At 23.2% G+C, this 26,792-nt stretch carries 22 protein-coding genes; 18 read left to right on the top strand and 4 right to left on the bottom strand.

From position 1 onward, the window contains the following. Nucleotides 1–14: 14 nt before the first annotated feature. A complete protein-coding gene (gene degP, locus AB4W60_RS01060; RefSeq protein WP_367676282.1) occupies nt 15–1,475 on the bottom strand; it encodes a serine endoprotease DegP in 1,461 nt (486 codons plus the stop codon). A 328-nt stretch (nt 1,476–1,803) separates the two neighbouring features. Between degP and ilvB the strand changes: the two genes are divergently transcribed. The 18 genes from ilvB (at nt 1,804) to AB4W60_RS00970 (ending at nt 21,242) form a co-directional block, all read left to right on the top strand. Continuing rightward, on the top strand, nt 1,804–3,510 hold the full coding sequence (ilvB, locus tag AB4W60_RS01055) for a biosynthetic-type acetolactate synthase large subunit (protein WP_367676281.1): 1,707 nt from the start codon (nt 1,804–1,806) through the stop codon (nt 3,508–3,510). Nucleotides 3,511–3,525: 15 nt separating this feature from the next. Further along, entirely contained in the window at nt 3,526–4,002 is a 477-nt protein-coding gene (gene ilvN / locus AB4W60_RS01050) for an acetolactate synthase small subunit (RefSeq protein ID WP_367676280.1), read from the top strand. A gap of 30 nt (nt 4,003–4,032) precedes the next feature. Beyond that, nucleotides 4,033–4,971, top strand: a complete 939-nt coding sequence (rsmH, locus tag AB4W60_RS01045; RefSeq protein ID WP_367676279.1) for a 16S rRNA (cytosine(1402)-N(4))-methyltransferase RsmH — start codon at nt 4,033–4,035, stop codon at nt 4,969–4,971. 1 nt (nt 4,972) lies between these two features. Next, nucleotides 4,973–5,254: a cell division protein FtsL gene (locus tag AB4W60_RS01040; protein ID WP_367676278.1), complete on the top strand. Its 282-nt coding sequence runs from the start codon at nt 4,973–4,975 to the stop codon at nt 5,252–5,254. Nucleotides 5,255–5,385: 131 nt separating this feature from the next. After that, nucleotides 5,386–6,999 (top strand): penicillin-binding transpeptidase domain-containing protein, encoded by a 1,614-nt coding sequence (locus AB4W60_RS01035; RefSeq protein ID WP_367676277.1) that lies wholly within the window; start codon nt 5,386–5,388, stop codon nt 6,997–6,999. 29 nt (nt 7,000–7,028) lie between these two features. Then, entirely contained in the window at nt 7,029–8,534 is a 1,506-nt protein-coding gene (gene murE / locus AB4W60_RS01030; protein ID WP_367676276.1) for a UDP-N-acetylmuramoyl-L-alanyl-D-glutamate--2,6-diaminopimelate ligase, read from the top strand. Then, entirely contained in the window at nt 8,512–9,870 is a 1,359-nt protein-coding gene (gene murF / locus AB4W60_RS01025) for a UDP-N-acetylmuramoyl-tripeptide--D-alanyl-D-alanine ligase (protein ID WP_367676275.1), read from the top strand. The genes murE and murF overlap by 23 nt, the downstream gene beginning before the upstream one ends. A 5-nt stretch (nt 9,871–9,875) precedes the next feature. Continuing rightward, nucleotides 9,876–10,934, top strand: a complete 1,059-nt coding sequence (mraY, locus tag AB4W60_RS01020) for a phospho-N-acetylmuramoyl-pentapeptide-transferase (RefSeq protein WP_367676321.1) — start codon at nt 9,876–9,878, stop codon at nt 10,932–10,934. Nucleotides 10,935–10,945: 11 nt separating this feature from the next. Continuing rightward, complete coding sequence (murD, locus tag AB4W60_RS01015) at nt 10,946–12,286, top strand: UDP-N-acetylmuramoyl-L-alanine--D-glutamate ligase (protein ID WP_343188817.1); 1,341 nt, start codon at nt 10,946–10,948, stop codon at nt 12,284–12,286. Next, entirely contained in the window at nt 12,261–13,403 is a 1,143-nt protein-coding gene (ftsW, locus tag AB4W60_RS01010; RefSeq protein WP_343188816.1) for a putative lipid II flippase FtsW, read from the top strand. The genes murD and ftsW overlap by 26 nt, the downstream gene beginning before the upstream one ends. Nucleotides 13,404–13,442: 39 nt before the next feature. Next, entirely contained in the window at nt 13,443–14,480 is a 1,038-nt protein-coding gene (murG, locus tag AB4W60_RS01005) for an undecaprenyldiphospho-muramoylpentapeptide beta-N-acetylglucosaminyltransferase (protein ID WP_367676320.1), read from the top strand. A gap of 9 nt (nt 14,481–14,489) precedes the next feature. After that, the gene (gene murC, locus AB4W60_RS01000; protein WP_367676274.1) at nt 14,490–15,917 is read left to right on the top strand and encodes a UDP-N-acetylmuramate--L-alanine ligase; all 1,428 of its coding nucleotides are present in this window, start codon (nt 14,490–14,492) and stop codon (nt 15,915–15,917) included. A gap of 19 nt (nt 15,918–15,936) precedes the next feature. Beyond that, the gene (locus tag AB4W60_RS00995; RefSeq protein WP_367676273.1) at nt 15,937–16,857 is read left to right on the top strand and encodes a D-alanine--D-alanine ligase; all 921 of its coding nucleotides are present in this window, start codon (nt 15,937–15,939) and stop codon (nt 16,855–16,857) included. A gap of 41 nt (nt 16,858–16,898) precedes the next feature. Further along, nucleotides 16,899–17,600: a cell division protein FtsQ/DivIB gene (locus AB4W60_RS00990; RefSeq protein WP_367676272.1), complete on the top strand. Its 702-nt coding sequence runs from the start codon at nt 16,899–16,901 to the stop codon at nt 17,598–17,600. Between the two features lie 10 nt (nt 17,601–17,610). Beyond that, nucleotides 17,611–18,867: a cell division protein FtsA gene (gene ftsA, locus AB4W60_RS00985; RefSeq protein ID WP_367676271.1), complete on the top strand. Its 1,257-nt coding sequence runs from the start codon at nt 17,611–17,613 to the stop codon at nt 18,865–18,867. A gap of 40 nt (nt 18,868–18,907) precedes the next feature. Continuing rightward, on the top strand, nt 18,908–20,044 hold the full coding sequence (gene ftsZ / locus AB4W60_RS00980) for a cell division protein FtsZ (RefSeq protein WP_343188811.1): 1,137 nt from the start codon (nt 18,908–18,910) through the stop codon (nt 20,042–20,044). Nucleotides 20,045–20,124: 80 nt separating this feature from the next. Then, nucleotides 20,125–20,463: an iron-sulfur cluster insertion protein ErpA gene (gene erpA, locus AB4W60_RS00975; RefSeq protein ID WP_343188810.1), complete on the top strand. Its 339-nt coding sequence runs from the start codon at nt 20,125–20,127 to the stop codon at nt 20,461–20,463. Between the two features lie 56 nt (nt 20,464–20,519). Further along, entirely contained in the window at nt 20,520–21,242 is a 723-nt protein-coding gene (locus tag AB4W60_RS00970) for a 5'-methylthioadenosine/adenosylhomocysteine nucleosidase (protein WP_367676270.1), read from the top strand. Between the two features lie 54 nt (nt 21,243–21,296). Here AB4W60_RS00970 and lpdA read toward each other — a convergent pair whose 3' ends face one another. The 3 genes from lpdA to aceE are packed head-to-tail and all read right to left on the bottom strand — an operon-like array spanning nt 21,297 to nt 26,664. Further along, a complete protein-coding gene (gene lpdA / locus AB4W60_RS00965) occupies nt 21,297–22,724 on the bottom strand; it encodes a dihydrolipoyl dehydrogenase (protein ID WP_367676269.1) in 1,428 nt (475 codons plus the stop codon). A 60-nt stretch (nt 22,725–22,784) separates the two neighbouring features. Next, nucleotides 22,785–23,978: a 2-oxo acid dehydrogenase subunit E2 gene (locus AB4W60_RS00960; RefSeq protein WP_367676268.1), complete on the bottom strand. Its 1,194-nt coding sequence runs from the start codon at nt 23,976–23,978 to the stop codon at nt 22,785–22,787. 16 nt (nt 23,979–23,994) lie between these two features. After that, nucleotides 23,995–26,664 carry a pyruvate dehydrogenase (acetyl-transferring), homodimeric type gene (gene aceE / locus AB4W60_RS00955; protein WP_367676267.1) on the bottom strand — a complete coding sequence of 890 codons (2,670 nt, stop codon included), beginning with the start codon at nt 26,662–26,664 and terminating at the stop codon, nt 23,995–23,997. Nucleotides 26,665–26,792 lie beyond the last annotated feature (128 nt).

Raw genomic sequence — 26,792 nt, 5'->3', positions numbered from 1 at the left:
GAATATTAATATTTTTACTGTAATAATAAATAAAGTGTATTTGAACCACGTTGAACATGAATAGCTAAAACAGATGGTTTAGTATGAAGAAGATTACGAAGAATTTTAAGATTAGAAATTTTTATTTTATTAATAGATAAAATAATATCATCTTTTCTTAATCCTATGCGATATGCTTTAGATTCATATTTAACTTCAATAGTTTTTACTATATTTTTTCCATTTATTTTAAACTCTATAAAATCAGCGCCCTCTATACTGTTATATTTATCTATTATTTGTTCCTTGACTACAACATTACCAGATTTTTGTAAAGTAAGATTAATATATTCTATCCTACCATTACTACGTAATAATCCTAATTCTATCTTTGTACCTACAGGTAAAGAACCTATATCTGCACGTAACGCAGAAAAACTATATATTTTTTTTCTATTTAATTCAACTATCACATCACCAGCTTTAATGCCAGATCTATCAGCTTCTGATTTTGGTAATACTTGGCTAACAAAAGCACCTCTATGTGCATCAATTTGCATAACTTTAGCTAATTCAGAATTTAATTCAGTACCCATTATACCCAATTCACCACGTTTTACTTTACCAAAAGAAACCATTTGTTTAACCAAATTATTTACAATATTTCCAGGTATAGCAAAACCAATACCAATATTACCACCGTCAGGAGCTAAAATAGCTGTATTTATTCCTATTAGTTCTCCGTTTAAATTAATTAAAGCTCCTCCTGAATTTCCTCTATTAATAGCAGCATCAGTTTGAATAAAATTTTCATAATTTTCAATATTCAATCCGCTTCTACCTAAAGCAGAAATAATTCCAGATGTCACGGTTTCACCTAACCCATAAGGATTACCTATAGCAACTGCATAATCTCCAACTCTTACAGAATTAGAATCTGCTATTTTTATAGAAGTAAGATTATTACAATCATTTAATTTAATTAACGCTATATCAGATCTAGAATCTTGAACTAAAATTTGAGCATCACAGTGACGAGCATCATTAAGTTGAACCTGAATTTTAACAGCATTTTCAATTACATGATTATTAGTAACAGCATATCCTTTTACTGCATCAATAATAACACCAGAACCTAAAGCTCTAAATCTCTCTTGAGTAGAACTATGATTTCCATTTCCTTGACATAAAGGTGATCCTTGAAATGGAGATCCATCCTGACAGAATGGTGAATTTTCTCCAAAAAAAGATTTAGAATTAGAAGGAGATAAATGACTATTATGAGCATACAAAGAAGCTCGCCCATCAATATTAATACTAATAACTGCAGGCATAACCTTTTCTAACATAGGAGCTAAAGTAGGTAAGTCATTGGTATAAAAAGAATTATTATATGATGAAGAAGCATAAACAGCTTGAAACATAAATAAAAAAGAACCTAACATAAATAAAATTATTGAAGTAAAACTTTTTAATACTAAATTTATTTTCTTCATTAGTTGATTGTCTCATGTTATAATAAAATATCAGAAATCTTTTACATTATAAAAATATTCATAATCTATTATATAAAATACACACAAATTATTTTATTAAAATAAAAAAGATAAATAAAATTAACATAGTATTTTATATAAATTAAAAATAAACATTTTAATAAATACTAATTTAAGATAAAAATTTATTAATATAAAATAATATCATTTATAAAAAAAAATAACAAAAAACAAAAAATTAATAAAAAATAACTTAAATAAAAACATATAAAGATTATGTATAATCTTTATATGAATAATATATTAAATTATAGAAATAGGAATATATATGACACAATTATGCGGTGCTGAAATGGTAGTTAAATCACTTATAGATCAAGGAATTAAACATATTTTTGGCTATCCTGGAGGTGCAGTATTAGACATATATGATGCTATTAAAAGAATTGGTGGAATAAAACATATATTAGTACGACATGAACAAGGTGCAACTCATATGGCAGATGGATATGCTAGAGCTACAGGTAAAATAGGAGTTGTATTAGTTACATCTGGACCAGGAGCAACAAATGCAATTACAGGAATAGCTACTGCTTACATGGATTCAGTTCCTATGGTTGTAATTTCAGGACAAGTATCATCTTCATTAATTGGATACGATGCTTTTCAAGAGTGTGACATGATAGGAATATCTAGACCAATAGTAAAGCATAGTTTTTTAGTAAAAAAAACAAGTGATATACCTGTAATATTTAAAAAAGCTTTTTGGTTATCATCTACAGGAAGACCAGGACCAGTTGTTATAGATATTCCTAAAGATATATTAAGCTCTTTAAATACACAAGATTATATTTGGCCTAAAAATGTAAATATCAGGTCATATAACCCTAAAGTTAAAGGACATAGCAGACAAATACAAAAAGCATTGAAAATTTTGATAAATTCTAAAAAACCAATTATCTATGCTGGAGGAGGAGTTATAATATCAAATTGTCATAATGAATTAAAAATAATAGCAGAAATGTTAAATATTCCAGTTACTACTTCATTAATGGCTTTAGGTTCGTTTCCAGGAACACATAAACAAAATTTATCTATGTTAGGTATGCATGGTACATATGAAGCTAATATGACAATGCATAATGCAGACACTATATTTGCAATAGGAGCAAGATTTGATGATAGAACAACAAATAATATAGAAAAATACTGTCCTAATGCAACTATACTACATATAGATATAGATCCAACATCAATATCAAAAACAATAAAATCTGACATTCCTATAGTCGGTGATGCAAAATTAATATTACAAAAAATGATAAAAATATTAAAAAAAAGTGAAAACAAGAAACAAGATTTATCTCAATGGTGGAATCAAATAAAAAAATGGAAAGATATAAATAGTTTAAAGTATAATACCAATAGCAAAAAAATCAAACCACAATTAATTATAGAAACTATTTGGAAAATAACTAAAGGAAAAGCCTTTTTAACATCAGATGTAGGCCAACATCAAATGTTTGCTGCTTTATACTATAAATTTAATAAACCTAGAAGATGGATAAACTCTGGGGGCTTAGGAACTATGGGATTTGGTTTACCAGCAGCATTAGGAGTTAAACTGGCTTTACCAAATGAAACAGTAGTTTGCATTACTGGTGATGGAAGTATTCAAATGAACATACAAGAACTATCTACAGCAATGCAATATAAAATACCAGTATTAATTGTAAATTTAAATAATAGTTCTCTTGGAATGGTAAAACAGTGGCAAGATATAATTTATTCAGGTCGTCATTCACACTCATATATGAAATCTTTACCTAATTTTATAAAACTTGCAGAATCATATGGACATATAGGAATATTAATTTCTAAAAAAGAAGAAATAAATAATAAAATAAAAAAAGCAATATCAGAATTAAAAAAAGGAAACTTGGTATTTTTAGATATTATTATAGATCCTTCTGAACATGTTTATCCAATGCAAATTAAAGAAGGCGGAATGAACGAAATGAGACTAAGATCCTAAAAAATAAGGGGAAAAATGAAGAGAGTTTTATCAATACTTCTAGAAAACGAATCAGGAGCATTATCTAGAGTTATAGGACTATTCTCACAAAGAGGATATAATATAGAAAGCATGACTGTAGCTCCAACAGAAGATCCTACTATGTCAAGAATAACTATATTAACTGTAGGTAAAATTCAAGTATTAGAACAAATAGAAAAACAATTGCATAAACTAATTGACGTTTTAAGAATACAAAACTTTAGCCAAGGAGAATATGTAGAAAGAGAAATAATGTTAGTAAAAATTAAAACAAATGAAAACATCAGAGAAGAAATAAAAAGTAACACAGAAATTTTTAGAGGTAATATAGTAGATGTAACATCTAATATTTACACTGTTCAACTTTCTGGTAATAGTAATAAATTAGATGCTTTTTTAAAAATTATTAGAGAAATATCAGATGTAATTGAAATAGTACGTTCAGGAATTATAGGAATAACACGCGGATAAAGTATAAATCAAAAAATAAATTATAGCTAAATGAAAAATAAATCACAACATATAACAGTATTGTTAAATGAAACTATAGAAAATTTAAAAATAAAAAAAAATGGAATTTATATAGACGGAACTTTCGGTTGCGGCGGTCACACTAATAAAATTTTAAATAAATTAAATGAATATGGAAGAATATTTGTTATAGATAAAGATCCTAAAGCAATTGAAATTGCAAAAAGAATTAAAGATCACCGAATAAAAGTAATACATGGATCATTCGCAATGATATTAAAATATGCAATAAAATTTAATATTATAAAAAAAATAGATGGTATAATATTAGATCTTGGTATGTCTTCAATGCAAATTGCAGATAAAAACAGAGGTTTTTCATTTTTAAGAAATAGTTATTTAGATATGAGAATGAATAACACAAAAGGTATTACAGCAGCAGAATGGTTACAAAAAAGTAGCGAAAAAGAAATAAGTCAAGTTCTTAAAAAATTAGGAGAAGAAAGATATGCAAAAAAAATAGCAAAAGCTATTGTTAAAAAAAATAAAATTTCTCCAATCAAATATACAAAAGAACTAGTTGAAATAATCAAAAAATCTACTCCTAAAAAATATCAGAATAAAAATCCTGCTACAAGAAGCTTTCAGGCTATTAGAATTTTTATTAATAATGAGTTGTCAGATATAAAGATTGCTTTAAAAGATTCTTTAAAAATTTTAAAAAATAAAGGAAGAATATTAACTATTAGTTTTCATTCTTTAGAAGATAGAATTATTAAACATTTTATGATTAATAATAGCAAACAAATTAATTTACCTAAAGATATTCCTCTAACAAAAATACAATTAGATAAAATAAATCCTAAAATATTAAAAATTATTGGGAGAATATTTCCAAGTAAAAATGAAATTCAAAATAATATACGAGCACGCAGCGCAATATTAAGAGTAGCTGAATTAAACAAATAATATGAAAAATAAAGATTTAGTAAAATTTATTATATATGACTTATATAATAATCATCTAGCGAAAATTTTATTATTAATTTCGGTAATTTTATCTGCTATTTTAGTTGTAATAATAATATACCAAACTCATTCATTAGTACAAAAAAAAGAAAAATTAATCTTAGAAAATAGAAAATTAAATATTGAATTAAGAAACTTAAGTATAGAATTAAATACATTTAATACAAGTATAAAAATAAAACAAATTTCAATTTTAAAATTACAAATGAAATTAATGAATTAAAAACAAGAAAACATAATATTTGAACATTAAAATATAGAAAAAATTATGAATAACTTAAAAGAAAAAATATACAGAAAAAAAAATTTTTTATATATACAAAATGGCGCTTCAATTTTATAAATTATTTAATTATGTTTCTCATATTGTTAATTGTAATAAGAATAACATTCTTACAAATTATTGATACTAATAAATTAATAAAAGAAGGAAATGCTAGATTTTTAAGATTTAAAAATACAAAGGTAATAAGAGGTACAATAAGTGATAGAAACGGAAAACCTTTAGCTATTAGTGTACCAGTAAAAGGAATATGGGTAGATCCTAAAAACATAGAAAAAAAAAATATTATCAAAAAAGATATAAGATGGAATGCACTAGCAGATATTCTATCAATAGATATTAACTCAATAATAAAAAAAATTCAAAAAAATAAAACAAAAAGATTTATATACATAGCAAGACAAATACCATTAGAAATTACTGATTATATTGAAAAATTAAGGATACCAGGTATTCATTCTATAGAAGAATATCGTAGATATTATCCATCAGGTAAAGTAGCCGCTCAACTTGTAGGATTTACAGATATTGATGGAAAAGGTATAGAAGGAGTAGAAAAAAGTTTTAATAAATTACTAGAAGGAAAATATGGAATAAGAAAAGTCATAAAAGATGGAAAAGGCAATATAATAGAAAACATATTAGTAAAAAGCAAAACTAAATCTATAGATATAATACTAAGTATAGATAAAAAATTTCAAAATATTACATATGAAATATTAAATAAAGCAGTAGAAAAAAATAAAGCAAAATCAGGTACAGCAATTTTAATAGATATAAAAACAGGAGAAATTCTATCTATAGTAAATTCCCCTTCATTTAACCCTAATAATGTCAGTAATATTAAAAACATTTCAACTATAAGAGATACAGCAATTACTGATTTATTTGAACCAGGTTCTATAGTTAAACCAATAGTAATAATGAAAGCGCTACAAATAGGTTTAATTAAAGAAAATTCTATTTTAAATACAATGCCTTTTAAATTACAAGGGTATAAAATTAAAGATTTAAATACATATGAACAATTAAATGCTAAAGACATAATAAAAAAATCAAGTAATGTTGGAGTATCTAGAATATCTTTATCTATGCCTTCAATATTACTTAAAAATACATATTATGAATTTGGATTAGGTAAATTAACTAACATAGGATTAGTAGGAGAAAGAAAAGGAGTATTATATAAACATGTTCATCCTAGTGAGCTAGAAAAAGCAACATTTTCTTTTGGATATGGATTAATGGTAACTCCATTACAAGTAGCACAATTATATTCTACTATAGGAAGCTATGGCATTTTTCGTCCTGTATCAATCTTGAAATTAAAAAACAAAAAAAATGAAAAACAAATTTTTCCAAAAGAAATAATAAAAAAAGTTATAAGAATGATGGAAAGCGTGACTACTACCGGAGGAAGCGGGGTAAAAGCTGCAGTAAAAGGTTATCATGTAGCAGTAAAAACTGGTACAGTAAAAAAAGTTGGAACAAACAAAAAATATATAAATAAATATATAGCATATACAGCTGGTATAGCTCCATCAAGAAACCCTAAATTTGCATTAGTAATTATGATAAATGAACCTAGCCAAGGAAAATATTATGGAGGTTTAGTTTCAGCTCCCATATTTAGCGAAATTATGAGTAATATATTAAAATTAACTAATACAAAACCAGACAACTAAAAATCTTATCTTAAATTTTAAATTATTATATGAATATAAAATTAAATAAATTATTAGGAATAAATAATTATCAATTAAGAAAAATTCTTATAAGAAATATAAAAATAAATAGTAAAAATATAAAAAAAAAAGATTTATTTATAGCAATAAAAGGTAATAAAATAGATGCGAATAAATTTATAAAAGAAGCAATAAATAAAGGTGCTAATGCTGTAATTTCATGGTCTAAAGTAAAAAATAAAAAAATAAAATATATAAACAAAATACCTATTATTTATATAAAAAATATAAGAAAAAAAATATCAAAGATAGCAGGAAATTTTTATAACAATCCATCAAATAGATTAAATATAATAGGTGTAACAGGAACCAATGGTAAAACAAGTGTAACTCAATTAATTTCACAATGGATTAATTTGTTAGGAGATAAAAGTGCTGTTATAGGAACATTAGGAAATGGATTATACGGAAAATTAATAGAAACTATTAATACAACAGATTCAGCTATTGATATACAGTCTTATTTAAATTTTTTTCTAAAAAATAGAGTTAACACAGTTGCTATAGAAATATCATCACATGCATTGGATCAATATAGAGTATCTAGCATACCATTTAAAGTAGGAATATTTACAAATATAAGTAGAGATCATTTAGACTATCATAAAAATATGAAAAAATATGAAAAAACAAAATGGAAACTATTTTCTGATCATAAAATTGAAAATCCAATTATAAATATAAGCACTAAAATAGGAATGAATTGGTTTAAAAAAATAAAATCAAGAAATAAAATTTATATTGCTACTACAAATTTAAAATGTAAATATGGAGAAAGATGGATATATGCAAAAAAAGTTAAGCATGAGAATACTAGAAGTATCATTGATTTTAATTCAAGCTGGGGAAATGGGGATATATCAGTTAATTTAATAGGAAATTTTAATGTAGTTAATATATTGTTATCTATGGCTGCTTTATTATCTTTGGGATATTCTTTATCTTCTATTATATTAACAGTAGAAAAAATAAAACCTATAATAGGACGAATGCAACAAATTTATGTATCAAATAAACCTAAAATAATAATTGATTATGCTCATACTCCAGATGCATTAAATAAAGTAATAAAAATAATAAATTCAATATATTCAAAAAAAAAACTAACATGTATTTTTGGTTGCGGCGGAGATAGAGATAAAACAAAAAGACCTATAATGGGAAAAATAGCAGAAAAACTATCAAATAAAGTATTTATAACAAATGATAATCCAAGAACAGAAAACCCAAATAAAATAATAAAAGATATCTTGGATGGTTTTACAAATCCAAAAAAAGCTTATGTAATTCCTGATAGGAAAAAGGCTATAAAAGTTGCTGTAAATAATTCAAGTATGAATGATATCATCTTAATAGCAGGAAAAGGAAGTGAAAATTACCAAATGATAGGAAAAAATAAAATAAAATATTCAGATGAAGAAACCGTATTAAAAATATTAAATAAAAAATTATATGATAAAAATATCCTTAAATAAAATAGCAAAAATCACATCGGGTAAAATAATTAATAATATATATACTGAAATTGATAATATTATAATAAATAGCAAAAAAATAACACTAGGATCTTTGTTTATAGCCTTAGTAGGTAATAATTTTAATGCTCACCATTTTATCAATGAAGCAATAATTAAGGGAGCTCAAGGATTATTAATAGAAAAGGAAGTACAATATAATATACCTCAAATATTAGTAACAAACACATCAAAAGCATTAGAAGAAATAGCTTCATGGTTACGAAAAACAACAAATGTTACATTAATAGCATTAACAGGATCATCTGGAAAAACTTCAGTAAAAGAAATAACTGCAAAAATATTAAAAAAAAAAGGAAAAACAATTTTTACACCAAAAAATTTAAATAATAAGATTGGAGTATCTATAACGTTACTAAAATTAAAAGAACATCATAAATATGCAGTAATTGAAGTAGGAGCTAATAATCCAGGAGAAATAAAATATATTAATAAAATTATAAAACCAAACATAGTTTTAATAAATAATATACATTATGCTCATTTAAAAGGTTTTAAATCAATAAATGGAGTAGCTAAAGCAAAACAGGAAATATTTTCAAATTTAGATGAAAAAGGAATTATTATAATAAATTCTGACAGTAATAAATGGAAAATATGGAATAAATCAATAAAAGACAAAAAAGTCTTATGTTTTTCCATAAAAAGAAAAGCTGATTTTTTTGCAGATAATATTTATATAAGTACAAAAGGACTAAAATTCAATTTAAATACAAGAAAAAATAAGATACCTATAAAAGTTCCTTTACTGGGAACCCATAATATATCTAATATACTTGCAGCAACAGCTATTGTTAGTTGTATGAATTTACCATTAAAAAAAATAAAAAATACAATCACAAAATTAAAACAAATAACAGGAAGACTAAAAATAATTAAATTAAGCAAAAAAAAATATCTTATTGACGATACTTATAATGCGAATATAGGATCTATGAATGCAGCAATAAATTTTTTAAATTCAATTAATGGATATAAAATAATAATAACAGGAGATATGCATGAATTAGGTGATAAATCAACTTATTATCATAAATTTATAGGAAATAAAATCAAAAATTCTAAAATTAATAGAATATTTAGTATAGGAAAATTAAGTCAACATATCAGTAAACAAAATAAACAAGGACAACATTTTTATACACATGAGGAACTTGTTAATAAAGTAAAAAAATTAATCATGCATAAAAAAAATATTATAGTTTTAATAAAAGGTTCTCGTAATTCAAAAATGGAAAAAATTCTAGGTAAAATACAAGAGAAAATAACATGTTAATGTGAATAATAGAAAATTTAGATTGTTTAGATATAAAATACAAATTTGTTACTTATATAATTTTCAGATCTATATGTAGTTTTATAACTTCAATAATATTTTCTGTGTATATAACAAAACATATAATAAAATTATTTAGTAATTTACAATTTAATCAAGTAATAAGATATGAAGGACCATCATCTCATTATAACAAAAAAAATACTCCTACTATGGGAGGAATAACTATAATAATTTCAACTATTATATCTGTAATTATTTGGTCAGATTTATTAAATAATTATATATGGTATATTTTATATATATTAATAAGTTATGGAATAATTGGATTAATAGATGATTATTATAAAATAACAAAAAAAAATTCCAAAGGTATAACTGCAAAATATAAATATTTATTTTTATCAATAATATCTCTTATAATAATATATTTTGTATTTATCGATTGTATAAATCAAAAACATGAATTACCTATTCCATTCATAAAAAATATAAATTTTAAAATTAATTGGATTTATTTAATTATAATGTATTTTGTAATTGTAGGAACTAGTAATAGTGTTAATATCACAGATGGTTTAGATGGTTTAGCAATAATACCTGTTATTCTAATTGCTACAATATTTGCTATAATATCCTTTATTAGCGGGAACATTGATTTATCAAATTATTTCAATTTACAATATATATGTAATGCAGGTGAATTGATTATATTTTGTACATCACTTATAGGGTCAGGAATAGTTTTTTTGTGGTTTAATACTTATCCAGCAGAAATATTTATGGGAGATATAGGATCATTATCTTTAGGTGGAACTATAGGAATCATTGCTTTATTACTACACCAAGAAATATTATTAATAATTATCGGCGGAGTTTTGGTAATAGAAACTATTTCAGTAATAATACAAGTTATTTGTTTTAAAATATTTAAAATACGTATTTTTAATATGGCTCCTATACACCATCACTATGAAATTAAAGGATACAAAGAATCCAAAATTACAGTTAGACTTTGGATTATATCTTTATTACTATTTTTAATTGGAATTATATCATTATGAGTATTTAAATAATGCAAAATTACAAAGATAAAAATATAGTTATTATAGGGATAGGAAAAACAGGAATGTCCTGTATAAAATTTTTTTTAAGAAAAAATATTATACCAAAGGTGTTAGATGAGAAAACATATATAAATAAAGAATTAAAAAAAATACCAAAAAATATTGAGTATTATTTAGGTGAAATAAATAAAAAATGGATATTAGACGCTAATATTATAGTTGTAAGCCCTGGAATAAATTTAAAAAATCCTATATTTAACTTAGCTGAAAAATTAGGAATTGAAATTATTGGAGATATTGAGTTATTCTGTCGAGAAACTAAATTAAGTATTATAGCTATAACAGGATCAAATGGAAAAAGTACTGTATCTACTATGTTGTTAAACATGTTAAAAAAATCAAAATATAGAGTTACAATAGGAGGAAATATAGGATTTCCAGTACTTAATATTATAGAAGATAATTTTGATATATTAATTTTAGAAATTTCTAGTTTTCAACTCGAATCAACTAAAAAATTAAAAACAAAGATATCAATTATAATAAATTTAAGTAGAGATCACATGGATAGATATAATGAAAATATACAAGAATACTCTAACATTAAAAATAAAATATATAATAATGCTGAAATATGTCTTTTTAATTTAGAAGATAAATTAACATACCCAAATAAAAATATAACAAGTAAAAAAATTAGTTTTAATTCAGAAAATGCAGATTATTATTTAAAAAAACATAAAAATAAATTATGGATATATAATAAAAATATAAAATTATTTAATGTAAGTAGAATGAAATTAAAAAACTTACATAATCATATAAATGCAATGATAGCTATAGCAATAGTAAATATTTTAAATATACCAATAAAAAAAGTTGAAAAAGAATTAGTAAACTTTAAAGGATTAAAACATAGATTTGAATTAATATGTCATAAAGATGGAATAAAATGGATAAATGATTCAAAAGCAACAAATATAGGGAGCACTAAAGCTGCAATTAAAGATTTGAATACAAAATCTAAAATCAGAATACTGCTTGGAGGAGATGGAAAAAACACTAATTTTTTAGAATTAAAAAAATATCTAGAACATAATTCTATAACAATATATTGTTTTGGAAAAGATAAAAATAAAATAGCAAAAATTCTCCCAAAAAAAACTAAAAAATATAAAAATCTAAAAGAAGCAATGAGAGATATATTTATACAAGTTAAAAGTGGAGACACAGTATTATTATCACCAGCCTGTGCTAGCACAGATCAATTTTTAAATTTTAAACATAGAGGTAATATGTTTATTAAGTTAGTAAAAAATTTTTATGACAAAAAAAACAAAATTATATAAAAAAAAAATAAAAAATATGTATAACTATGACTTATTATGGTCACTAATTAGTTTATATGTAATTGGATTAATTATGGTATTTTCTACGTCTATAAATATAGGAAAAAATTTATATAACAATTATTTTTTTTTTCTAGAAAGACATTTTTTATATATATGTATAGCATTAAGTTTATCATTAATATTTTTACGTATACCTATGATATTTTGGGATTATCATAGTAAAAAAATTTTAATTCTATCTATTATACTACTATTTATTGTTTCAATACTTGGAAATTCAGTCAATGGTTCATCTAGATGGGTAAATATAGGATTTATAAATTTTCAACCATCTGAAATATCTAAAATTTCACTTTTTTGTTATTTATCTAGCTATTTAAAAAAAAATATTAAAACAATAAATAAAACACCATGGAATTTCTATAAACCTATTTTCATATTAATAATATTATCATATTTAATAATATCTCAACCAGATTTAGGAACTGTGATTATATTATTAACTACTACTTTAGTATTATTATTCCTTGCAGGATTTAAATTAAAAAATTTTATATTGATGATAGTATTATGTATTATTACAATAGTACCTACAATTATTTACACTCCATATAGAATTAAAAGAATTATATCATTTATAGATCCATGGAAAGATCCCTTTGGAAATGGTTACCAAATTATACAATCTTTTATAGCTTTTGGTAGAGGGCATATATTTGGTGTAGGTTTAGGTAACTCTATACAAAAACTAGAATATCTGCCAGAATCTAACACTGATTTCATTTATTCTATTATAGCTGAAGAACTTGGTTATGTAGGCACTTTATTTGTTTTATCAATAATTATAAAAATAGCAATAAATGCTATGTATATAGGAAAAATTGCATTAAAAAACCAAGAAATTTTCTCAGGATTTCTTGCAATATCAATTAGCATTTGGTTATATGTACAAACTATTATTAATATAGGAGTAGTAACTGGAATTTTACCAACTAAAGGATTGACATTACCTTTGATTAGTTATGGAGGTTCTAGCCTTATTATAACATCAATTGCTATATTTTGGCTATTAAGAATAGATTTTGAAAACAAAATAAAAAATTATTTTATATAAATAAAAATTAAGAAGGTCTATAATGATGAATAAAAAAAAATTTTAATAGCGGCAGGAGGTTCTGGAGGACATGTATTTCCCGGTATTACCTTAGCAAAATATTTCAAAAAAAATAATTGGCAAGTAATATGGATTGGCACAAAAAATGGCATAGAATCTAAAATGATTCCGAAATATGGAATAAAAATATTTTTTATAAATATTGAAGGTATTGTAGGAAAAAAAATCAAAACATTGATATTATCTCCTATAAAAATTTTATATGCTTGTTATCAATCTATAAAAATAATTAAAAAAATTTCACCTAAAGTAATATTAGTTATGGGTGGTTATGTATCTGGACCAGTAGGAATAGCTGCAAAAATATGTAAAATTCCCTTGTTAGTACATGAACAAAATACAGTGGCAGGAATAACTAACAAAATATTATCAAAAATTTCCAATATAAATATGCAAGCTTTTTCTAATACTTTAAACAATGCTTATATTGTGGGAAATCCGATAAGAGAAGAAATATTAAATATAAATAAACCTCTTAAAAGATTTCAAAAAAGAAAAGGAAAAATTCGAATATTGATATTAGGAGGAAGTCAAGGATCTATTATACTAAATAATGTTATAGTTGAAGTAGCAAAAAAACTTAAAAACAATATCAAAATATTACATCAAACTGGAAATAAAGATTTTTTTAGAATAAAAAAAATATACTTAAAAAATAAATTATTTCAACATCAAATAGTTAATTTTATAAAAAACATAGATGAAGCTTATGAATGGACAGATATGATTATTGGTAGATCAGGAGCATTAACAGTAAGTGAAATATTAAGTATAAATTTACCATCAATACTTATACCTTATAATCATAAAGATAAACAACAATATTTTAATGCATTAATTTTAAAAAAAATGGGAATTGCAAAAATTATAAGCGAAAAAAACTTATCTGTAAAGAAAATTTTAGAAATTTTAAAAATTTGGAATAGAAAAGAAATTGTAAGAATGATATGTAAATCACAAAAAATTGATTTCAAAAATTCTACTAAAAAAATTTTTAATTTAATTAATGATTTATAAAATATTTTCATGAAAACAAAAAAATTATTATTAAAGAATACTAAAAAAATTCATTTTATAGGAATTGGTGGTACTGGGATGGGAAGTATCGCAACTATATTAGCAGAAAAAAAATACAAAATTAGTGGATCAGATATAAAACAAAGCAAAATAACAAGATATCTAAAAAAACTAGGAGTAAAAATATATAATATTCACTCTAAATTAAATATTAATAATCCAGATATTGTTGTATTTTCTAGTGCTATAAAAAAAAATAATATAGAGCTAACCACAGCAAAAAAATATGGTATTAAAATATTACATAGATCAGAAATTTTATCAGAAATTATAAAAATGGTAAGTAATAGTATAGCAATAACAGGAACACATGGTAAAACTACTACTACTAGTATGATTTTTAGTATATATTACGAAGGGGGATTTAGACCTAATTTAGTTAATGGAGGATTAGTAAAATTAATAGGAAAGTATTCTGCAACAGGAAAAGATTCTAATATAATAGTCGAAGCAGACGAAAGTGATGCATCATTATTAAATTTAAAACCAAAAAATATAGTTATAACAAACATAGATACAGATCACTTACATGAATACAAAGGAAATTTTAACAAATTACAAGAAACTTTTATAAAATTTGCAAATAATATTCCTAAAGATGGATATGTTATAGCATGTTTAGACAATAAAATAATTCAAAATAAAATAAAAAAAATAAAATCTAAAATTATTACTTATGGATTTAATAAGAATGCAGATTTAAGAATAATTAGTTACAAACAAAAAAAACAAATAGGATTTTTTAAATTATCAATTAAAAATGATAAAACGATGAATGTATCTGTAAATTTACCAGGTAAACATAATGCATTAAATGCAACTGCCGCTATAGCAATATCAAAACAAGAAAAAATCAAAGATAAATATATAATTAAAGCATTAAAAAACTATAAAGGTACAAAAAGAAGATTTGAAATTATAGGTAAATTTATTTTTCAAAACATTAACAAAAAATTTTTCAATGTAATCATCATTGATGATTACGGGCATCATCCTACAGCTATTAGAGAAAATATAATTACCGTTAAAAATGGATGGCCTAATAGAAAAATTATAATGATATTTCAACCTCATAGATATACAAGAACTAAAAATCTTTTTAATCAATTTGTTAAAGAATTGCTAAAAGCTGATAAAATATTAATTTTAAATATATTTTCATCAGGAGAAAAAAAAATAAATAAAATAAATAATAAAATACTAAGTAAAGCAATAAATAAAAAAAATATTAATAAATCTATTGCTATTAATAATAACAATGAAATAATTATCTATTTAAAAAAAATATTATGTAATAATAGTGTTATTATCACACAAGGAGCTGGTGATTTAAATAAAATCCTAAAACTATTTTATAAATATAAATCAAAAAGTTAGAATGCTAGAGGTAATAAAAATGAGTGAAAAGATTGCTGTATTATTAGGAGGTAATTCATTAGAAAGAAATATATCTTTACTGTCTGGAAAAAATGTTCTAAAAGAACTAATAAAATTAGGAATTAATGCTTATGCAATAGATACAATTAATTTTCCAATATTTAAACTAAAAAATGAGGGATTCACAAAAGTTTTTATAGCATTACATGGAAAAAATGGAGAAGACGGAATAATTCAATCTATTTTAGAATCTTTAAAAATTCCTTATACAGGAAGCGGAGTAATGTCATCTGCAATAGCAATGGACAAAATAAGAACTAAATTAATATGGAAAGGATATAATCTACCTGTATCAAAGTACATACATATAAATAATATTACAAAAAAAAAATTAGATATAGAAAAAATAAAAATAAAGTTAGGGACAAAATTATTTATAAAACCTAATAATGAAGGTTCTAGTATAGGTTCAATAATAGTTAAAGATAGTAAAGAAATAAAAAACAAAATTAAAAAAGCTTTAAGTAAATATAAATCTATAATCATTGAACCTTTTATTGAAGGCAAAGAATATACCGTATCAATCTTAGAAAATAATATTTTACCTATAATTAAAATATATTCAAGAAATTTATTTTATGATTATAGCGCAAAATACATATCAAAAAATACAAAATATATATGTCCTTGTGGTTTAGATATAAAAAAAGAAAAAAAAATAAAAAAAATAGTAAAAAAAGCCTGGAATATTTTAGGTTGTACAGGATTTGGTAGAATAGACTTGATAATAGATAATAATAATAAAATATGGTTATTAGAAGCAAATACTATTCCGGGAATGACAAATGATAGTCTATTCCCTTTAGCTGCAAAGAAAGCAGGTATAGAATTTAAAGAATTAATTTTAAAAATTTTAACATCAGCTAACTTAAATAAGTGAAAATATAGTAAAAATAAAATGATAATTAAAAAAAAATTTTTTTGATATCTATATTAATAATATTAATATTTTTTTTATTTAAAGAAATATATATAAAATGTGATAAATACTTTAAATATAAAATATCAGAAATAATTGTTTTAAACAATAATAAATATATAAATCAATATGAAACTAAAAAAACTACAGAAAAATTAATAAATTATAGTATAAATATAGAAAATAACTTAGATTATATAAAAAATAAATTAAAAAATATTGAGTGGATAAAAAATATTAAAATAAAAACAATAGACAATAATTTAAAAATAAATCTGATTTTATATGAACCTATTGCTTATTGGAATGATATCTACATGATAGATGTAAATGCTAAAATATTTTATATACCTAAAATATATCAAATAAAAAATAACCTTCCTAAAATATATGGATTAAAAAATAAGCAAACTGAAATATTAGTAATATATAAAAAAATTAATAAAATATTAGAAGATAAAAGAATAAAGATAAAAGAATTTTACATGAAAACAAGATACTCATGCAAATTAATAACTAACTCAAACATTATAATAGAAATAGGTAATAAAGACAAAATTGAAAAATTAAAAAATTTAATAATAATTTGGCCTATACTACATAAAGAAGAAATATATTATAAGAAAAAAATTGTATATATAGATTTACGTTATAATTATGGAATAGCTGTAAAGTATCAAAAATTAAATAAATTTTTAAAATAGGTTAACATATATGAAAAAACCTACAGATAGAGAACTAATAGTTAGTTTAGATATTGGTACTAACAAAATTACTGTCTTAGTAGGAGAAATATTAGATGAAAAAAGTATCAATATAATAGGTATAGGAAATTGTAATTCAAAAGGAGTTATCAGAGGAGAAATTGTAGATTTAGAATCTGTAACAAAATGTATTAAAATAGCAATTACTAATGCCGAAAATATAGCTAAATGTAATATATCTTCTTTGTTTGTATCAATATCCGGAAAAAATATAAATTGTCAAAACGAAAGAGGAATAGTAGCAATTTCTAATGAAGAAGTTAACAAAGAAGATGTAGAAAATGTAATATACATTGCTCAATCTGTTAAAATTAGCAATAAAAAAAAAGTAATACATGTAATACCTCAAGAATATACTATAGATGATCAAAATGGAATAAAAAATCCAATAGGTTTATCTGGAATAAGAATGCAAGCTAATGTGCATTTAACAACATGTGACAATAATCTAGCTAAAAATATTATAAAATCTATAGAAAAATGTAATATTACAATAAATAAGTTAATTTTTTCTGGAATAGCTTCAAGTTATGCAGTTATAACAGAAGAAGAAAAAAAATTTGGTGTATGCGTTATTGATATAGGAGGAGGTACTATAGATATTACTATTTTTGTAAATGAGGTAATACAATATAATAAAGTTATACCTTATGCTGGAAATATAGTTACAGACGATATATCTTATGCTTTTAACTTATTAAAAAATGATGCAGAATTTATAAAAATAAATTATGGATCTTGTATTCATAAAAATATTGAAAAACAAGAAAAAATTAAATTTATAAAATTAAAAAATAAAGATATAAAACCAATTTTAAAATACGAATTATTTCAAGTAATTGAAGCAAGATATATAGAATTATTGCAATTAGTTAACGTAGAAATAAGTGCTATTAAAGATATTTTAGAATATCAAATAAACAAAAAAATTTCTTTAAGTATTGTATTAACCGGAGGAGGATCTAAGATTAAATATCTAGTACCATGTGCAAAAAAAATATTTTCTAATAAAAATATTAGAATAGGATGTCCTATAAAAATTAAAGGATTAACAGAAATAATAAAAGATCCAATATATTCAACACCAGTAGGTTTACTTCATTACGGAAGAATAAATAGAATAAACAACAAAATAAATAACAAAAATATAAAAAATTTTAATAGTTATTTAAAATACATATATCAATGGTTAAAAAAAGAATTTTAATATATCTAAAATTTATAAAAAATTAGGAATATATAAATATATGATTGAATCTAAAGAACAAACAAATGAGGCTATCATTAAGGTTATTGGCATTGGAGGAGGAGGGGGAAATGCTGTTGAATACATGGTTAAAGAACAAATAGAAGGTGTAGATTTTTTTGCAATAAATACAGATTCTCAAGCTTTAATAAAAATAGGAGTAAAAAATACTATTCAGATAGGAAATAATTTAACAAAAGGGTTAGGGGCAGGAGCTAATCCGGAAATAGGACGCACAGCTGCTGAAGAAAATAAAGAGGAAATCAAATCATCTTTAGAAGGAGCAGATATGATTTTTATCGCTGCAGGTATGGGGGGAGGTACAGGAACAGGAGCAGCTCCAATAATAGCTGAAATAGCAAAAAATTTAGGAATATTAACAGTAGCAGTAGTAACCAAACCTTTTAGTTTTGAGGGAAAAAAAAGAACATTATTTGCAGAACAAGGTATTAATGAATTATCTAAATATGTTGATTCTTTAATTATTATACCTAATGATAAATTATTAAAAGTATTAGGAAAAGGTACATCATTAATAGATGCTTTTTGTACTGTAAATAATGTTTTAAAAGATGCAGTTCAAAGTATAGCTGAATTAATAACAAAACCGGGATTAATGAACGTAGATTTTGCAGATGTTAGAACAGTAATGTCTGAAATGGGTTATGCTATGATGGGATCAGGAATATCAAAGGGTGATAAAAGAGCAGAAGAAGCAGCAGAAATGGCTATATCCAGCCCACTTCTAGAAGATATTGATTTATCTGGGGCAAAAGGAGTTTTAGTTAATATTACATCCGGATTAAACTTGCGTTTAGAAGAATTTGAAACGATAGGTAATATTATTAGAACATTTTCTTCAGATGATGCAACTGTTGTTATTGGAACTTCATTAGATACAGAAATAGATGATGAATTAAGAGTAACAGTAGTAGCTACTGGAATAGGAGTAGAAAAAAATCAAAATATAAAAATATTCAATAATCAGTCTCATAAAAAGACTATAATGGAAAAACAGAACAAATATTTTTCTTTTTTGTCTAAGCAAGAAAAAATTAATAGATCAGTAGATATAAATCAAAAAATAAAAAAAGAAAAAGAATATTTGGATATTCCAGCATTTTTACGTAAAAAATAAAATTCATATAAAAAATAAATTCAATTAAATATTCCTATTAACAACATATTTTAATAAAAAATTTATTGTAATAATTAAAAATGAAAAATGAAATTAAATTATTTTTAACAAAAACAGCAATAAAAAAAATAAAACATATACTTAAAAATCAGAAAAACACAAAACTTAAACTAAGAATTTATATTAACGGAGGAGGTTGTAGTGGTTTTAAATATGGTTTTAAATTAGATGATAAAATTGATAATGATGATATTTTAATAACACAATCAAATATAATTATTATAATTGATCATATAAGTCTTCAATATCTAACAGGTAGTTCATTAGATTATTTGGAGAATGTTTATGGATCAAAATTTACAATATCAAATCCAAATGCTAAAACTACTTGTAGCTGCGGTGAATCTTTTGGTATTTGAAATATAACTATCATATAAAAAATATAAATTACAAAAAATAAAATATTTAAAAAAATATGAGAATAGGAATAATAGGTGCTCTTAAAGAAGAGCATACTTTTTTATTGGATAGAATAAAAAAATTAAAAAAAATTAAAAAAAACGATATATATATATATACTGGACAACTAAAAAAAACAAAAATATTTATAATAATTTCAGGAATAGGTAAAGTATCAGCATCAATAGCAACCATGAAAATTATAGAAATATTCAATCCAGATATTATAATAAATACCGGATCAGCTGGAAGTTTAATTGATTCATTAAATATAGGAGATATTGTCATTCCTAATAAAGTATCATATTTTGATGTAAACTTAACAAATTTTAAATATAAAATAGGACAAATTCCTAGATGCCCTCAATTTTTTGTAATCAATAAATTATTACATAAAATATCAATACAATCTGCAATTAAAGCAAAATATAAATTTACTTCAGGATTAATTGTTAGCGGAGATTATTTCATAAGAAACAAAACTCAGAAAAAAAATATAAAATCAAACTTTATTGATGCAGTAGCAGTAGAAATGGAAAGTGCTGCAATAAGTCATGTATGTTATATATTTAAAATACCTTTAATTATTATAAAATCTATATCAGATAAATCAAATAAAAATTCTACAAAAAATTTTAAAAAGTTTGTTTCTTTAGTATCAATTAAAACATGTAAAATTATTGAATTAATAATTAATTTTATTATTAATAATAAATTATTTATAAAAACTAAAATTTAAAAAATATTTTGTTTTGAAAATGATAATGAAAAATCACTTTCAAAACAAAATAAATTAAATAGTCTTAAATTTATGATTTGGTAAATCAGTTATAGACCCGTTATAAATCTGAGATGCTAATCCTATTGTTTCATACAAAGTAGGATGAGCATGTATTGTAAGTGCAATATCATCTACATCACAATTCATTTCAATAGCAAGACTAATTTCTGAAATCAATTCTCCTGCATTATGACCAATTATACTACCACCAATAATTTTATTAGTTTTTTTGTTAAAAATCAATTTTGTAATACCAAAAGAAGAATTCTCAATAATAGCTTTGCTAGAATAATTCCACGGAAATAGAACTGAATCATACTCTATACCAAGATTATTAGCTTCTATTTCATTAATTCCTACCCATGATATTTCAGGAATAGTATATGCTATTGAAGGTATAATTTTAGGATCATAATAATGTTTATATCCAGCTATAACTTCTGCAACAATATGCCCTTGATGAATTCCTTTATGTGCAAACATTGGTTGACCTGTAACATCTCCTATAGCATATATATTATTTATATTAGTACGCATTTGATTATCTATATTAATATAACCAGAAGAATTACATTTAATATCAATCTTAGATATATTTAGTAATTCTGTGCAAGGATACCTTCCTACAGCAATAAGTACAGCATCATAAGTATATTTTTTTTGTATATTATTTTTATCTATTAAATTAACTATAACTGTATTATTTCGATATTCTATATTAGAAATATTACTTCCTAACATAAAAGAAAAATCTTTTTTTGTCATTTTATAATAAGTATTAATTATATCTCGATCTATCATAGGAAGCAATTTATCTGAATTATCAATAATGTCTATTTTAGAACCTAAATAATGATAAACAGTAGCCATTTCTAAACCTATTATACCTCCACCTACAATTAATAATTTTTTAGGTATGAAAGGTAATGAAAGAGCATCCGAAGAATTCCATATATAATGTTTTTCATATTCAAAGATAGGTAACTTTATAGATTTAGAACCAGATGCAATAATAGCATTATTAAAATTTATATAATTAGTTTGAGCATCATTTTTTACAATAATTGTATTATCATCTATAAATTCAGCTATTCCATTAATAATTCTGATATTCCTTTTTTTAGACATATTCAATAAACCAGAATTAAAATTTTTTATTATATTATTTTTGCGATTTTTAACTATATCAATATTAAAATTTTCATTAGAAATATTAAAACCATATTCAACTAATTCATTAGAATCTTTAATAATTTTAGATACATGTAATAAATATTTTGAAGGAACACACCCTACATTCAAGCATGATCCTCCTAAATCAGAATATTTTTCAACAATAATAGTTTTTATACCTAAATCAGAACATCTAAATGCAGCAGAATAACCAGCAGGACCACCACCTATCACAACTACTTCAGTATTATTTTTTATAATATTCATAATTTTATTAAAAAACCTCAAAATATTTAGTTTAAAGTAAATAATTACATATTAACTTTTTTAAAAAATCAAAAAACTAACATCTGAAATTATACCAGAAATAAATGATAAAAAATTAGATGCATAAACGCCATCAATAACACGATGATCATAAGATAAAGAAACAGGGAGCACCAATTTAGGAACAAAATTTCTTTTTTTCCAAACAGGTTTTATAAAAGATTTAGATATACCCAAAATAGCAACCTGAGGTAAATTAATAATAGGTGTAAAATAATTACTACTAATACTACCTAAATTAGATACTGTAAACGTACCTTCGTTTAAATCGTTGACAGATAAATTATTTGAGCGAGCTTTATTTGCTAGTTTTTTTATTCTTAAAGCTAAATCAATTATACTTTTGATATTATTTTGCTTTATAACAGGAATTAATAAACCATCATCAGTATTTACTACGATTCCAATATTGATATTTTTTTTTAAAATGATGCTTTTTTTATCTAAAGAAAGAGAACTATTAAATAAAGGAAATTTTTTAATCGATAAAACTAATGCTTTAATTAAAAAAGAAAGCAAAGTTATTTTACTATCATTTAAAAAATTATTTGAATTAAACTTTTTCCTAATTCTTTCAATTTTAGTAATATCTATTTCGTGAAACTGAGTAACATGAGGAATAGAATTCCAACTATTAAATAAATTAATACCAGCAGAAATTTTAATTTTTTTTAAATGCAATATTTTATTTTTATCCGATAAATAAAGGTCATTACTATTAATCGTAGAACTATAATTTTCTAATTTATTTTTATGGTTAGAATAAGAATTTTTAATACTATCTTGATATGCAATAATATCTTCTTTTAAAATACGATTTTTCCTTCCGCTACCTTTAATGATTTTTAAATCTATATTATTTTTTCTAGCTAAACGTCTTATTAAAGGAGAAGCATGAAATAAAAAATTATCTTTTGTTTTTTTTTCATCTGAAAAATTTGTTGTAATTTTGAGCGGTTTATCTTTCATATTCAAAATTAATATTTCAGAATTAGTTTTAACAAAATCACCGATTTTTAGCATTATACTTTTTACAATTCCATCATGTGAAGAAGGTATTTCCATAGATGTTTTATCACCTTCAACAACAATTAAACCTTGTTCTTTTTTAACATAATCTCCAATTTTAACTAAAATATCAGTAATTTCGACATTGTTTGTACCAATATCAGGAACAAAAATTTTTATATCCATAATTTTTTCAATTACTCTATGCTAATCTAGGGTTTATCTTATTAATATCAATATTAAATTTTTTAATTGCTTTAGAAACTACATGTTTTTCTATATTATTGTTTTTAAACAACTGAAATAAAGCAGAAACTACAATATAAGAAGCATCTATTTCAAAATAATTACGTAATTTTTTTCTACTGTCGGAGCGACCAAAACCATCAGTACCTAAAACTTTATATGAATTAGAAGGAATATAATTTCTTATTTGTTCAGCAAATAACTTCATATAATCAGTTGCGGCAATAGCTGGAGAGTTATTCATAATTTGAGATACATAAGGAACTTTTGGTTTTTGATCTAAATGCAACATATTCCATCTATCACAATCATAACCATCTCTAGCTAGTTCAGTGAATGAAGTAACACTGTATATGTCAGAACTAATATTATAATCTTTTAATAAAATTTTACTAGCTATAAGTACATGTCGCAAAATTGCACCTGATCCCATTAATTGAATATTGATAAAACTATTATTGTTTGTTATCCTTTTTAATTTATACATACCTTTGCATATTCCTTCTATAGAATTTTTAGGCATTTCGGGCATATAATAATTTTCATTCGTAGTAGTTATATAAAAATAAACATTTTCTGGAGAAGTACCATACATTTTAGATAAACCGTAATTTATAATAACAGCAAATTCATAAGCATAAGCAGGATCATAAGAAATACAATTTGGAATTGTCAAAGAATATATATGACTATGACCGTCTTCATGTTGTAAACCTTCTCCATTTAATGTAGTTCTTCCTGAAGTAGCACCTATTAAAAATCCTCTAGCTTGTTGATCGCCAGCTGCCCAAAATAAATCTCCTGTTCTTTGAAAACCAAACATAGAATAATATATATAAAATGGAATCATAGGAAAATTATTAGTACTATAAGAAGTTGCAGCTGCTAACCAAGATGCAGCAGCACCTAATTCATTTATACCTTCTTGTAAAATTTGACCATTTTTTTCTTCTTTATAATATGCTAATTGTTCTTTATCTTGAGGAGTATATTTTTGACCATTAAAATTATAAATTCCTATTTTTCGAAATAAACCTTCCATACCAAAAGTACGAGCTTCATCAGCAATAATTGGAACTATCAAATTTTTAATAAATTCATTTCTTAAAATTATATTTAGAACTCTAATAAAAGCTATGGTAGTTGAAATATGTCTTTTTTGTTCTATTAATAAAGAATTAAAATCATCTAAAGAAGGAAGAATTAATTTCTTGCTAAAATTAGACAATCTATATGGAATATAACCACAAAGTTTATTACGCTGATTATGTAGATAATTATATTCTTCAGAATTTTTCTTTAAAGAAATAAAGTTAATATTTTTAACATCAATATCTTTTTTATTTATATCAAAACGATTAATTATATTATATATATCTTTTGTATTTATTTTTTTTAGTTGATGAGCAGTATTCTTACCTTCTGCAATTTTACCTAAACCATAACCTTTTATAGTATGTACTAATATTAATGTTGGCTTATTAATAACTTGTTTTGCTTTACTAATTGCAGCATAAATTTTTTTTGGATCATGACCACCTCTATTTAATTTCCAAATTTCATCATCAGTCATATCTTTTACTAAATTTAATGTTTCTTTATACTTTCCAAAAAAATTTTTTCTAACATATTTTCCATCTTTAGATTTTAAATTTTGATAATCACCATCTAAAGTTTCATTCATTAATTGAATTAATTTTCCACTAGAATCCTTAGCTAACAAGCTATCCCATTTATCACCCCATATTACTTTAATAACTTCCCATCCTGCACCCAAAAAAATACTTTCTAATTCATTAATAATCTTACCATTACCAATAACTGGACCATCTAATCTCTGTAAATTACAATTAATAATAAAAATTAAATTATCTAATTGTTCTCTAGAAGCAATAGAAATGGCACCTTTTGATTCAGGTTCATCCATTTCACCATCTCCTAAAAAAGCATAAACAGTTTGTTTGCTAGTATCTTTTAAAGACCTGTTATTTAAATATTTTAAAAATTTAGCTTGATATATAGCACAAACAGGACCAAGACCCATAGATACTGTAGGAAATTGCCAAAAATTTGGTAATAACTTAGGATGAGGATAAGAAGGCAATCCATTACCATCAACTTCTTGTCTAAAATTGTTTATTTGATCTTCTGATAACCTACCTTCTAAAAATGCTCTAGAATATATTCCGGGAGATATATGACCTTGAAAATAAACTAAATCTCCTCCATCATATTTATTATGAGCACGAAAAAAATGATTGAAACATACTTCATAAATGGTTGCAGAAGATTGAAAAGAAGACAAATGACCTCCTAAATCTAAATCCTTATTGGAAGCTTTTAATACCATAGCTATAGCATTCCATCTTATTATAGAACGTATTTTTCTTTCTATAAATAGATTTCCAGGATATTTAGGTTCTTCAGAATTAGGTATAGTATTTATATAATTACTAATTCCTAAAACTGGATATAAGAGTTTTTTTTTTATATTAATTTTATGTAATAGTTTTTTTATTATAAAATTAGCTCTTTCAATACCTTCTTCTCTGATCACAGAATCTATTGCTTGTAACCAATCATTAGTTTCAATTGGATCTACGTCATTATATAAAAATTCTGACATAAGCAGTATTATTCCTCTTGTTTAAATAATCAAAAAAATTAAATATTTAATTTTAAATAAAATTAAATATATTTAAATTGCATTAAAAATTAAAATTAAAAATAAAATTTAATTCATATAAATTTAAA

The organism is Buchnera aphidicola (Neophyllaphis podocarpi) (assembly GCF_964059055.1).
GTDB classification, from domain to species: Bacteria; Pseudomonadota; Gammaproteobacteria; order Enterobacterales; family Enterobacteriaceae; genus Buchnera_M; species Buchnera_M aphidicola_A.
The sequence above is the reverse complement of the archived record's forward strand: the minus strand, read 5'-3'. Positions and strand labels throughout refer to the sequence as shown.